Origin of the sequence: Flexivirga sp., assembly GCF_051955415.1 — a bacterium.
In the GTDB taxonomy this organism is placed as follows: Bacteria; Actinomycetota; Actinomycetes; order Actinomycetales; family Dermatophilaceae; genus Flexivirga.
In genome coordinates, this window is the sequence record NZ_JBQCGS010000058.1 from 47,858 (window position 1) to 60,322 (window position 12,465).

At 70.1% G+C, this 12,465-nt stretch carries 12 protein-coding genes; 4 read left to right on the forward strand and 8 right to left on the reverse strand.

Features of this window, described 5'->3' with window-relative positions:
• Nucleotides 1-11: 11 nt before the first annotated feature.
• Complete coding sequence (locus tag ACTHL4_RS10050) at nt 12-1,145, forward strand: glycosyltransferase family 4 protein (RefSeq protein ID WP_440282621.1); 1,134 nt, start codon at nt 12-14, stop codon at nt 1,143-1,145.
• 93 nt (nt 1,146-1,238) lie between these two features.
• The gene (locus tag ACTHL4_RS10055; RefSeq protein WP_440282622.1) at nt 1,239-3,185 is read left to right on the forward strand and encodes an aconitate hydratase; all 1,947 of its coding nucleotides are present in this window, start codon (nt 1,239-1,241) and stop codon (nt 3,183-3,185) included.
• Here ACTHL4_RS10055 and ACTHL4_RS10060 read toward each other — a convergent pair.
• The 3 genes from ACTHL4_RS10060 to ACTHL4_RS10070 form a co-directional block, all read right to left on the reverse strand.
• Entirely contained in the window at nt 3,179-4,225 is a 1,047-nt protein-coding gene (locus ACTHL4_RS10060; protein WP_440282623.1) for an NADP-dependent oxidoreductase, read from the reverse strand. The genes ACTHL4_RS10055 and ACTHL4_RS10060 overlap by 7 nt on opposite strands.
• Nucleotides 4,226-4,332: 107 nt before the next feature.
• Nucleotides 4,333-5,124: an LLM class flavin-dependent oxidoreductase gene (locus ACTHL4_RS10065; RefSeq protein ID WP_440282624.1), complete on the reverse strand. Its 792-nt coding sequence runs from the start codon at nt 5,122-5,124 to the stop codon at nt 4,333-4,335.
• Nucleotides 5,125-5,301: 177 nt separating this feature from the next.
• Nucleotides 5,302-6,414, reverse strand: a complete 1,113-nt coding sequence (locus ACTHL4_RS10070; protein ID WP_440282625.1) for a hypothetical protein — start codon at nt 6,412-6,414, stop codon at nt 5,302-5,304.
• Between the two features lie 256 nt (nt 6,415-6,670).
• Between ACTHL4_RS10070 and ACTHL4_RS10075 the strand changes: the two genes are divergently transcribed.
• Nucleotides 6,671-6,907 (forward strand): hypothetical protein, encoded by a 237-nt coding sequence (locus ACTHL4_RS10075; RefSeq protein ID WP_440282626.1) that lies wholly within the window; start codon nt 6,671-6,673, stop codon nt 6,905-6,907.
• A gap of 19 nt (nt 6,908-6,926) precedes the next feature.
• Here ACTHL4_RS10075 and ACTHL4_RS10080 read toward each other — a convergent pair whose 3' ends face one another.
• Together ACTHL4_RS10080 and ACTHL4_RS10085 are read right to left on the reverse strand one after the other, a co-directional pair.
• The gene (locus ACTHL4_RS10080; protein ID WP_440282627.1) at nt 6,927-8,195 is read right to left on the reverse strand and encodes an RNA polymerase sigma factor; all 1,269 of its coding nucleotides are present in this window, start codon (nt 8,193-8,195) and stop codon (nt 6,927-6,929) included.
• Nucleotides 8,196-8,219: 24 nt separating this feature from the next.
• Nucleotides 8,220-8,594 carry a YciI family protein gene (locus ACTHL4_RS10085; protein ID WP_440282628.1) on the reverse strand — a complete coding sequence of 125 codons (375 nt, stop codon included), beginning with the start codon at nt 8,592-8,594 and terminating at the stop codon, nt 8,220-8,222.
• A 189-nt stretch (nt 8,595-8,783) separates the two neighbouring features.
• Here ACTHL4_RS10085 and ACTHL4_RS10090 point away from each other — a divergent pair, with 189 nt between their 5' ends.
• Nucleotides 8,784-9,944 carry an exo-alpha-sialidase gene (locus tag ACTHL4_RS10090; RefSeq protein WP_440282629.1) on the forward strand — a complete coding sequence of 387 codons (1,161 nt, stop codon included), beginning with the start codon at nt 8,784-8,786 and terminating at the stop codon, nt 9,942-9,944.
• Nucleotides 9,945-9,972: 28 nt separating this feature from the next.
• Here ACTHL4_RS10090 and ACTHL4_RS10095 read toward each other — a convergent pair whose 3' ends face one another.
• From ACTHL4_RS10095 to ACTHL4_RS10105, 3 genes are all read right to left on the reverse strand, one after another.
• Complete coding sequence (locus tag ACTHL4_RS10095; protein WP_440282630.1) at nt 9,973-11,016, reverse strand: NAD(P)/FAD-dependent oxidoreductase; 1,044 nt, start codon at nt 11,014-11,016, stop codon at nt 9,973-9,975.
• Nucleotides 11,013-11,531 carry an isoprenylcysteine carboxyl methyltransferase family protein gene (locus tag ACTHL4_RS10100; RefSeq protein WP_440282631.1) on the reverse strand — a complete coding sequence of 173 codons (519 nt, stop codon included), beginning with the start codon at nt 11,529-11,531 and terminating at the stop codon, nt 11,013-11,015. Before ACTHL4_RS10100 ends, ACTHL4_RS10095 begins: the two co-directional genes overlap by 4 nt.
• On the reverse strand, nt 11,531-12,465 hold a 935-nt coding region (locus tag ACTHL4_RS10105), incomplete at its 5' end, for a type III polyketide synthase (RefSeq protein WP_440282632.1). The genes ACTHL4_RS10105 and ACTHL4_RS10100, both read right to left, overlap by 1 nt.

The following is a 12,465-nucleotide window of genomic DNA, read 5'->3' on the forward strand; positions in this document are numbered from 1 at the left end:
CGGAGGAGCCGGTGAGGATCGTCCACGTCGCAGATTCCTTCCCGCCCGACGTCGGCGGCATCGAGCGGCAGGTGGAGGCGCTCGCGCTCGCCGAACAGGCCGACGGTCACGACGTGTCGATCATCACCGCGGTCAACAAGGACGGCGCGGCGCCGACCAGCCTGGACGTGCACCGCGGCCTGCGCACCCGGTGGCTGACGATCGCGTTCCCGTCGCTCAACCACGCGATGGTCGCCGAGGTCTTCGACCGCGAGGACGTGGACGTGGTCCATGCGCATTTCACGGTCGCCTCCCCCATCGCGATCTACGCGGTCCGGGCGGCGAGCCGGCGCGGCATACCGGTTGCGGTGACCGTGCACTCGGTGTGGTGGAAGGTCGCTTCCGTGCACCGCTTCGTCAGCGGCGTGTTCTTCGGGCCGTCCCGGATGCGGGTGGTCTACTCCGGCGTGAGCACGATGATCGCCCGGCACATCCGGCGGGTCTATCCACGCTGCGGTGAGGTGTCGGTGGTGCCCAATCTGGTGGACACCCAGTGGTGGTCCCCCGCGGCGCCTTCGCTGCATCGCGCGGGCGACCCGGACTTCCGGGTGGTGCTGGTCGGCCGGCTGAAGAAGCGCAAGCACATCGACGAGTTCATCGAGATCATGTCCCGGGTGCAGGCCGAGGTGCCGGCCGGCACGCCGGTGTCGGTCTCCATCGTCGGTGCCGGCCCGCGGCACGACGACCGGGCCAAGCAGATCGACGAGCTCGGGCTGCGGGACTGGGTTCACCTGCTGGGCCACCGCACCCCCGAGGAGATCCGCGACCTGCTGCACGAGTCGGACCTGTTCGTGGCCCCGTCCCGGCAGGAGGCGTTCGGGATCGCGGCACTGGAGGCGCGCAGCGCCGGCGTCCCGGTGGTCGGATACAACTTCACCGGGCTGGCCGACTTCGTCGAGAGCGGTGTCGAGGGACTGTTGGTCGACGACGCCGACGACATGGTCGAGAGCCTGGCGAAGCTGCTGGTCGACGCCGAACGCGTCGAGCAGCTCAAGGCGTCCACCCGGGCACGTCCGCCGCGGGTCACCTTCGACGACGCGATGCAGGCGACGTACGCGTTCTACGACCGCGCCCGGCGCGAGCTCGGCGGCCGGGCGAAGCGGTGAGCCGCGCCGGTCGGGCACGTCCGGTCTAGGGTGGAAGGACCCGACGAGGCCGAGCGCCCTTCCTCCGGCGGCTCGACCGGAGAGGAGCGGCCGGTGGCGCTCACCGTGGCACAGAAGCTGATTCGCGACCATCTCGTCGACGGCGAGCCGACGCCCGGCTCGGAGATCGCGCTGCGTGTCGACCAGGCGTTGGTGCAGGACGCCACCGGCACCATGGTCATGCTGGAGCTCGAGGCGCTGGGCCTGGACCGTGTCCGGACCGAGGTCGCCGTGCAGTATGTCGATCACAACCTGCTGCAGGAGGACGAACGCAACCCGGACGACCATGCGTTCCTGCGTTCGGCCGCGCAGCGGTTCGGGCTGTGGTTCTCCGGCCCGGGCAACGGGGTGTCGCACCCGACCCATCAGCAGCGGTTCGGGCGGCCCGGTGCGACACTGGCCGGCTCGGACTCGCACACCTGCGCCGCCGGTGCGATCGGCATGCTGGCCGTCGGGGTCGGTGGGCTCGACGTGGCCATGGCGCTCGCGGGCGAGCCGCTCTACCTGCGGATGCCGCAGATCTGGGGTGTCGAACTCACCGGTGAACTGCCCGACTGGGTGTCGGCCAAGGACGTCGTGCTGGAGATGCTGCGTCGGCACGGGGTCAAGGGCGGCGTCAACCGGATCATCGAATACCACGGCCCGGGGCTGGCCGGCCTGACGGCGATGGATCGCCACGTCATCGCCAACATGGGAGCCGAACTCGGAGCAACTGCAACCGTTTTCCCCTCCGATGACGAGGTACGACGATTCCTGACCAGCGAGGACCGTGCCGACGACTGGCAGCAGATCCTGGCCGACGCCGGGGCGTCATACGACGTGGAGGAGCAGATCGATCTGTCCACCCTGGAGCCGTTGATCGCCAAGCCGTCCTCGCCCGGCAACGTCGTGCCGGTGCGCGAGGTCGCGGGCGAGCCGGTGTCGCAGGTGGTCGTGGGCTCGTCGGCCAACCCGGGGCTGCGCGATTTCGCGGTCGTCGCCGAGACGATGCGTGGCCGGTATGCCGACCGGGGTGTGTCGGTCGACATCAACCCGACGTCCCGGGAGATCCTGCAGGACCTGACCAAGGGCGGCTGGCTGTTCGACCTGATCAGCTCCGGTGCGCGGGTGCACCAGTCCGGTTGCCTCGGCTGCATCGGGATGGGTCAGGCCCCGGCCACCGGGCGCAACAGCCTGCGGACCATGCCGCGCAACTTCCCGGGACGGTCCGGCACGCAAGAGGACTCGGTGTGGTTGTGTTCGCCGGAGACGGCGGCGGCCGCTGCGCTGACCGGGGTGATCACCGATCCGCGCGAACTGGATATGCCCTGTCCGCGTCCGACGCTGCCGGAGCACGCCAGCGTGAACACCGAGATGCTCGTCGCGCCGTTGCCCGAGACGGAGGCGCGTGAGGTCGAGCTCGTCAAGGGGCCGAACATCTCCACGTTGCCGGACTTCGACGGACTGCCCGACCGCGTCGAGGCACCGGTCGGTCTGAAGGTGGGAGACAACGTCTCGACCGACGAGATCCTGCCGGCCGGCGCCAAGGTGCTGCCCTACCGCAGCAACATCCCGAAGATCGCCGAATTCGTCTATCACGCGGTGGATCCGGAGTATGTCGAACGGGTGACGGCTGTGCGGGACGACGGCGGGCACATCATCGTCGGCGGGGAGAACTACGGGCAGGGGTCGTCACGTGAGCATGCCGTGATCGCACCGCGTTACCTCGGTCTGCGCGTGGTGATCGCCACGTCGTTCGCCCGGATCCACTGGCAGAACCTCGCCAACTTCGGGATCCTCGCGCTGGAGTTCGACGACGCCGACAACTACGACGACCTGAAGCTGGGCGACACCCTCGTGTTGGAGGGATTGCACGACGCGCTGCGAGCGGGCGACACGGTGCAGGCCTCCAACTCGCGGAGCGAGGCGTCATACACGCTGCGGCACCGGTTGTCGCCGCGCCAGGTCGACATGGTGCTCGCCGGTGGGCGGATCCCGTTGTTGCGCCAGCAGATTCACTGACCTCGTGCCTCCGGCGTCGGGTCGTCCCCGACGCGGACGAGTAGCTTACCGACATTGCGGCCGGTGAGCAGGCCGCGGAACGCTTCGGTCGCCTGGTCGAGCCCGTCCACGACATCCTCCACGTAGTTGACCTGGCCGTCGCGGACCCAGGCGGACATGTCACGTTGGAAGGACTCGTAATGCGTGGGCACGAACTCGGATTGGATGAATCCGCGAACCGTCAGACTCAAGGTGAGGATGCGCTGCATGAAGCCGGGCAGCTGGTCCGGACCGGTGGGCTTCTCGGTGGCGTTGTATCCGGCGACGAGCCCGCAGACAGGTATGCGCGCGTAGAGGTTCAGCCGCTTCACGACGGCCTCGGTGACCGGCCCGCCGACGTTCTCGAAGTAGACGTCGATGCCATCGGGTGTCGCGGCGGCGAGGTCCTCGGCGAACGTCGGTGACCAGTGGTCGACCGCGGCGTCGAAACCGTACGTTTCCAACAGGATCCGGCACTTCTCCGGACCACCTGCGATGCCCACGGCGCGTGCGCCCTTGACGCGTGCGATCTGTCCGACAGCGGACCCGACCGGGCCGGCCGCTGCGGCCACCACCACGGTCTCGCCCGGCTTGGGCTTTCCCAGCTCCAGCAGACCGGCGTATGCCGTGAACCCCGGCATACCCAACACACCGAGCGCCGTCGAGATGGGTGCCTGCTCGGGGTCGAGCCGGCGCAGCTGCATGGCGGCCGCGACGGCGTGGGTCTGCCACCCCGTGTAGGCCAGCACGATGTCGCCGGTGGCGAATTCGTCCGCCCGCGAGTCCAGCACTTCGCACACGGTGCCGCCCACGATGACATCACCCAGCTGCAGCGAGGCGGCATACGACTTGGCGGTGCTCATCCGGCCACGCATGTAGGGGTCGAGCGACAGGTAGATCGTCCGCAGCAGCACCTGGCCGTCGGCCAGCGCGGGCAGCTCGGCCGTCACCGTCTCGAAATCGCTGTCCTGCGGCATGCCCACCGGGTATGCCGCCAGCCGGATCTGTGTGGTGGTTGTCATCTACATCCAATCGAAAGCGTTCGTGAGCGGTTCGTGAGCGCCGTGGGGTAGGCACGCCGAGCCTATTCTCCGGGCGCGCGGAGCACCGACCGCTGAGGGCCCTGCGTTCAGTCGCCGGGGCCCGCGTCGATGATCCGCCGGACATCGGCGAGATCGATGTCGAACGGACCGATCCGGGTGAGCACCCATGATGCGCCGCGGTCCAGCCATGGGCCAGGGTCCTGATCGGGCCGAAGGTCGAGCACGATCTCGAAGCCCGGAGCCGGGTCGTGATCGGCCACCGCAGCTGTCACTTCTTCCAGGTCGTCCGGGGTCTCCAGGCCGATGACGAAGAAGCCGTCATACCTCGCGGCCCGGCGCAACGGCGCACGATTGCCGAAGCGTCCGGCCAGCCAGATCGGCACGGCGGGAGCAGGACGAAAACGAGCGTTCCGGGCGACGTAGTGGGTCCCTTCACGGTCGACCGGGTTGCCGCTCAGCAGTGCGGTGAGCGTCTCGAGACCTTCGTCGAGCATGCGGCCACGCACCTTCGGATCAGCTTCGTCGCCAAAGGAACTGAACTCACCCACCCAGTCGTCACCCAGCCCGAGACCGAGGACGAACCGGCCAGCGGAGAGCACCGCCAGGCTGGCCGCCTGCCGCGCCAGCACCTGCGGTCGACGCCGCGGCAGCGGCGTCACCATCGGGCCGAAGAGCAACCGCTCGGTCTGCATCGCGACGGCCGCGCAGCACGTCCACACGTCCGCGATGGCATCCACGCGATCGCCGTACTGCAAGTGGTCCCAGAGGAAGAACCCGTCCCAGCCGGCTCCTTCCGCCCGGGCGGCCAAGTCGGCAACGACCCGTGGGTCGGCCAGGGCATCGAACGGTGCGACGAAGAGTCCGCGGCGTGTGCGCATGCCACCATCATGTCGCGGAAGTCTCTGTGACTCATGGGCTTTGGCCGAGGAGGGTTGTCGGTGGTCGCCGCTAGAGTCGAAGACATCAAGAAGCGACGAGACGGTGGGAGGTGACCGGTGATGGGTTCCGACGACGGTGCCAACGCGCCCAGCGACGCCGCTCGTGTCATCGACGTGTCAGGCCTGCCCGACGCCGTCATCGTCGCGTTCACCGAGCTCGCCGAACAAGCGCGGCACACCGGCTGGCGGGACGTGCCGCGGGAGCGCATGGGCGACCTGGTGCAAGCAGCCGAGACCGTCAAGGCCTTCGCGGACGCCTCGTCCCTCGAGGCGACCGCCGCACTGGTCGAGGACGTGGCCGGCGAGCACGGCATCCAGCGTGACGATCCCCGATACGCCCGCAAGGTGGCCGTGCACCGCAAGGCCGCGTGCCGGGCGGTGGTGCACGAGATCCAATTGCTGACCGGTTCGACGCTGACAGCGGCGCGCGAGCAGGTCCGCTTCGCCACCGCGATGCGCGAACGTGTCGGCGCAGCTCACGACCTGCTCCGCGCCGGTGGCTGCAGCTGGCAGCGCGCGCGGATCGCGTATGCCGAGACCGCACACCTCGACCCGGTGCTGGCCGGACAAGTCATCGAGCGCCTCCTGGCACCACCGGACCGCACGACGACCGTCGATGGCTGGATGGCGACCGTGCCGCTGTCGCATGCCGGTTTCCGCGCCAGGGTCCGCCGCCAACTCGCGCTGGTCGACGGCGCGAAAGCAGACCGCGCACGCAAACACCGCGAAGCTCTCGAGGCACGGGACGCGTGCAGCTTCGCCGACCGGGACGGCACCGCGACGTTCCAGGCATCCGGTGACGCGGCTCGCGTTTTCGCCGCCCAACAACGCATCACCAACCTCGCCAAGGCGGCCCGGGCCGGTGGTGACGAACGGCCCCGGGCCCAGTTGCGCGCCGACATCGCCATCGACCTGCTCATCTCCGGGACCATTCCCGGCCATGCGCACCTCGGCGACGCGCCCGCGGGCCGGTTGCACGTCATCGTCCCCTTCGCCGCACTGCTGCCCGAGGATCTCGTGCGGCGCTCGGCTCCCGGAATGGCGCAGGGACCGGCCGAGGTGCCCGGTCTCGGATTCCTGGCCCCCGACCAGGTCCGTGCTGTGGCACTGCAGGCCGGTTCGACCTGGGCACGGTTGGTCACCGACCCCGTCACCGGCGAAGTGATCGACGCCGCCAACACCTACCGCGCGCCGGCCGCGATGGCGCGGCTGGTGCAGGGCCGCGACCACACCTGCCGGTCACCCGGCGACTGCGGCGTGCCGGCATACGAAGGCGACCTGGATCACGACACCGAATACCAACCCGGCGCCACCGCACCGGCGGACGGTGCCACGCATCCGGACAATCTGCACACCATGCATCGCGGCCATCACAACACCAAGACCGGCAGGTTCTGGTCCAGCCGACAACACGACGATGCCACCATCACGTGGCACACGCTGACGCGACGATTGCGCACCACGCCGTTCGACCATCATCGGCCCGATGACCAGTGCCCCCCCGAGGGTCAGTCGCGCAGAGCAACAACTCGGCATCCACCTGGCTCTCTGCCGCGAACACGACGTCATACCCAACGTGTTCACCGACCTGGACGACCTGCAACTCATCCAGGAAGAACACGAGGACCGAGCCATCGAACGCCGCGCCGGCTGCAACCTGCAGATCTACCGGCCCACCCGCGACATACGCCTCGAGCTGCCCGAGCCGAAGCCACCGTTCTGAACCTTCACCCGGCCACGCATCATGCCAACCCCGCACGCCGGCGCAGGATCGCGCGCTCACTGTCGTTCCTGGTCCGCGCCGCCGCCTCGGTGAACGCGTCCCGCGCCTCGGTATGCCGCCCCGCCCGCTCCAACAGATCACCGCGCACACTCGGCACGAGCGGTGAGTCACCCAACGCGTCTTCGGCGACCGCCGCCAGCACCTCGAGTCCGGCAGCCGCCCCGAAGGCACGCCCGTGCGCGACCGCGCGGTTGACCTCGACCACCGGACCCGGGGCCGCGTCCGCCAACACGTCGTACAACGCAGCGATCCGGCGCCAGTCGGTGTCCTTCGCACGCACGGCCCGCGCATGCTGCGCGGCGATCGACGCCTGCAGAAAGTAGCGCCCGACCGGTTTCCGTTGCGCGGCAAGGACTTGCGCCTCATGCAGCGCCGACAGGCCACGCCGGATCAGCCGACCGTCCCAGCGTGTCCGATCCTGCGCCTCCAACAGCACCGGCGTGCCGTCCTCGCCCGACCGGGCCGGCATCCGGGACGCCTGCAACTCCACGAGCGCCACCAACCCGAACACCTCCGGCTCGCCCGGAGCAAGCGCCGCCACCATGCGAGCAAGCCGGATCGCCTCGTGCGCCAACTCCGGACGCATCCAGTCGGCGCCGGCGGTTGCGGCATACCCTTCGTTGAAGATCAGGTAGATGACTGCCATGACGTCGTCGAGGCGCCGGGTCCGCTCCTGCCCGGTCGGCAGCTCGAACTCCGCACGAGCCCGCGCCAGTGTCTTCTTCGCACGCGCAATCCGTTGTCCCATGGTCGATTCGCTGACCAGGAACCCCCGCGCGATCTCCGCCGTCGTCAGCCCACCGACCAACCGCAGGGTCAACGCCGCACGTGACTCGGCCGTCAGCGACGGGTGGCAGGACAGGAAGATCAGCCGCAGCGCATCGTCCTCGATGTGGTCGACCTGAGCGTCGAGATCGGGCACCGAGCCCTCCTCTCCCCCACCGGCGGACTCCAACTCCGCCACCTTGCGGCGCAGCACGTCCGCGCGCCGGAAGTGGTCGATGCCCCGCCGCTTCGCGGTCGTCATCAGCCACGCGCCCGGATTGTCCGGGACGCCGGTCGCCGGCCATTGCTCCAGCGCAGCGACCAGCGCATCCTGGGCGAGATCCTCGGCGAGCGCCAGATCTCGCGTCATACGGGTGAGCGCGCCGACGAGGCGGGCCGATTCGGCCCGCCACGCCGCCACGATCGCTGCGTGCGGATCACCCGTCTGCGTGTGTGCCGGCACCCGGCCAGCGTAGTGACCCCGCCGTTACTGCGCGGGCTCCTCCGGGCCGTCGGAGATCTGCCGCAGGGTCGCGATCACGGTCACCTCCGGCCAGTGCTTGGCATGCAGTTCAGCGAACTTCTCCTGGTCGGCGACGGCCTCCTCCAGCGTGTCGTACTGCGTGATGGCCCACCCGCCGACGACCTCCTTCGCCTCGGCATACGGACCGTCCACTCGGCTCACCTCGCCGTGGCGGACGACGAAGTTGACGGCATCCTCGGTGCCGAACAACCCGCCGCCGTCGAGGAACACGCCACTGGCGGCCCGTTCCCCGACGTAGACGTCCATCGCCTCGAACAGCGCCTTCGGCGGCATCCCGATGCCCTCTTCCATCCGCACGAATCCCATGAAACGCGGCATGTCGATCACTCCCACTTGATTGGTCCGGCTTGCTTGTCACACGTACGTCGAACAGCCTCCGACATCTTCGACATCGGTCCGCGGAAAACTTCCCGATCCGCGAAAACCGAGCATTGCCCCAGCAGCTCGTACGGCGCCAGAATGAAATCTTGTCCCACACCGGGGCGCACCGTGAGGAAGAGGCATCCCATGTCCGACACAGCCATCCACCTGTTGGTCGGCACGACCAAGGGCGCCTTCATCCTCGACGGTGCCGGCGACCGCACCCGCTGGACGGTCCGCGGCCCTTACTGCGACGGGTGGCCGATCAACCACGTCATCGGCGACGCCGCGTCCGGCACCCTGTGGGCCGGCGGTGGGGGCGACTGGACCGGTGCGGGCGTATGGCGCTCGCGCGACCGCGGTCACACCTGGGAGCCGGCGAAGCTGACCACCGGACAGATGGACAGCTGGGCGGCGACCGACCCCGAGTTCGCCGCGTCGATCGGCTGGACCGAGACACCGGTGCCGTTCGGGGCCGACTTCTCTCAGGTGTGGTCCCTCGGCCGTGGCGGTGGCCGGCTCTACGCCGGGACGAAACCGGCCACGCTGCTGGTCAGCGACGATGACGGCGAGACCTGGCAGACGGTCAAGGGCCTGACCGATCATCCGTCCGCGCCCGACTGGGGACCCGGCGCCGCCGGGCTGGTGCTGCACACCATCGTCGTCGACCCCGAGAACCCCGAGAAGATGTGGGTGGGCATCTCCGCCGCAGGCGTCTTCGCGACCGAGGACGGCGGTGTGACCTGGGAGCGGCGCAACGACCTCGCCGATGCCGCCGACGGCGAGGGGAACACCCACCCCGCGGCCGGATCCGACGGCCACACCGGCTTCTGCGTGCACCACCTTGAGCACGCCCACGGCGACCGCCTCTATCAGCAGAACCACCACGGTGTCTGGCGCTCCGACGACGGCGGCCTGCACTGGCACAACATCACCACCGGGCTGCCCTCCACCTTCGGCTTCCCACTGTGGACCCACCCCCGCGACGCGCAGACCGTGTGGACCGTCCCGCTCAACGGCGACAGCGAAGGCCGCTACCCGCCTGACGCGGCCGCCGCGGTATGGCGCTCGCGCGACGCCGGTGCGACCTGGCAGGCACTGCGCTCCGGACTGCCGCAAGAGGCCTGCTTCTTCACCGTCCTGCGGCAGGGCATGACCGGCGACCAGCAGGATCCGGCCGGCGTCTACTTCGGCACCAACACCGGCTCGGTCTTCGCCAGCTGCGACGAGGGCGACAGGTGGACCGAGATCGCCCGGCACCTGCCCACCGTGCTCGCCGTCGAGGTGTTCGAGCCGGCGACGGACTGACGGCATACCCCGCACCCGGGCGCGGTGCTCATGACATCGCTTCGAGCCGATGGACCGCCGCGCCGAACAGCCACGGTGCCGCAGCGGCCGCCGGCACGATGCGTTCCCTGACCCAGGAGGCACGCGTGGCGCGGACCAGCAGACCGGTTGCGGCATACGGCACCCGATTCAGCGATCGCCAGGCGGGCGCGTACGACTCCGGCCGGCCGCGGACGATCGCATCGACGGCGGCACGACCGTGCGCGAGTCCGAGCGAAATGCCCTCTCCGGTCAGCGCGTCGACGTAGCCGGAGGCATCGCCGACCAACAGCACGCGGCCGTGCACCGGTGCCGCGCAACGTTGCCGCAGCGGTCCGGCGCCGCGCACGCCGCCGGCGGCCGGCGCACCCTGTAGTCGTTCGGACAGCTCGGGGAACTGCTCGAGATGCGTGGTGTATGGCGCCCGTTCGCTGCTCAGCACTGCCACGCCGACCAGGTTGTCGGCGACCGGCGTCACATAGGCTTCCGCGCGCGGCCCCCAGTGCACTTCGACCCGGTCCGTCCACGGTTCGATCCGGAAGTGCCGGCGTTGCCCGAACCGCTGACGACGCTCGCTCGGCCGGTCCAGTCCCAGCCGCCGCCGGGTCGGTGAGTGCAACCCGTCCGCGGCGATCACCCCGCCCGCGACCTCGTGGCTGCCGTCGGCGCAGTGGACGACGACCCGGTCCCCCGTGGCCTCCAGTGCCGTGGCCGCGCAGCTCCGCAGCCGCACGCCGGATCCGAGCGCCGCGGCGCGCAGCGCCCCGTGCAGGACGGTGCGGCGCACACCACGGCCGGGTCCCGCACGGAAGGCGACGGTGGCGCGCACGCCCGGTGCGCGGTAGGTGATGCCGGTCAGCTCGAAGCCGGCCGGTGCGACGCCCAGCTGGGCCAGCGCGGCGAGGCCGCCGGGCAGCAGGCCCTCACCGCAGGCCTTGTCGATGTCGCCCTCGCGGGGTTCCAGCACGGTGGTGGCCAGGCCGGCACGGGCGGCATACAGGGCGGTGCCGAGACCGACCGGGCCACCGCCGACCACGATCAGGTCGGCCGTCATACCGATGCCGCGCGCCGGCCGAGAGCGACGTCCTCGACGCGGATCCGGACGCTGAGCAGGGCGGCGTTGAGCACGGTGAACACGACAGCCGTCAGCCACGCGGTGTGCATCAGCGGCAGGGCCGCGCCCTCGACGACCACCGCCACGTAGTTCGGGTGCGGCAGCAGGCGGTACGGACCGCGTGTCACCAGCGCCGCACCGGGCACGACGATCACCCGTGTGTTCCAGTAGCTCCCGAGCGAGCGGATGCACCACCAGCGCAGCGCCTGCGTGAGCAGCACGAGCGCGACCATCGACCACCCGAGCGCGGGCAGGAAGGGTCGGTCCAGCAGCCACGCCTCCAGCAGCGCTCCGGCCAGCAATGCCGTGTGCAACACCACCATCACCGGGTAGTGACCGGCGCCGTATTCGCGGCCGCCGCGGGAGAACGCCCAGGCCGCATGTCTTGTCGAGACCACCAGTTCGGCGAGGCGTTCCAGGCCGATCAGCACGACGAACGCGGTGAACCAGGCCATCAGTCGGCTCGCAACAGCACGAACTCGGCGCAGAAACCCGGCCCGAGCGCGAGCAGCACGCCATACGTCCCGGCGGGCGGTGGTCGGTCACGCAGCGTGTCGGCGAGCACGTGCAGCACCGATGCGGAGGACAAATTGCCGACCCGGGCGAGCGAGTCCCAGGTGACGCCCAGGTCCGCCGCGCCGATGTCGAGCGCCTCGGCCATCGCCTCCAGCACTTTCGGCCCGCCGGGGTGCGCGACCCACCAGCCGATGTCGGCACGGGTCAGTCCGTGCCGGGCCAGGAAACGGTCGATGTCGTCGCGCAGGTGGGTGCGGACCAGATCGGGGACCTCCACGCCGAGGACGATCCGCAGACCGGTCGAGCCGACGTCCCAACCCATCGCCCGCTCGGTGTCGGGGTAGAGCCTGCTGCGGCTGTCGAGGACGCGTATGCCGGCCCGGCCCGGCGCCGCGTCGGCGCCGCGCAGCACGACCGCGCCTGCCCCGTCACCGAACAGCCCGCTGGCCACCAGATTGGCCGTCGACGGGTCGTCGCGTTGCACGGTCAGGCTGCACAACTCCACCGACAGCAGCACCGGCGTCGCCGACGGGTCGCCGAGCAGGTAGTCGTGGGCGCGGGCGATGCCGGCGGCCCCGGCGACACAGCCCAGGCCCACCAGTGGCAGCCGTTTCACGTCCTCGCGGAACCCGGCCGCCGCGGCGATCCGGGCGTCCAGGGACGGCACCGCCAGGCCGGTGATGGTGGTGGAGATGATCAGGTCCACGTCCTCGGGACACTGTCCGGCCTGCCCCAACGCCGTCCGGACCGCAGCCGTCCCCAACCGCACACCCTCGCGGATGAACACGTCGTTGGCGGCGCCGAAGTCGCCGAGCCCGGCATACGCCGACAACGGCAGCACCAGGTGACGGGTGCGCACGCCGGCGTTGGCGT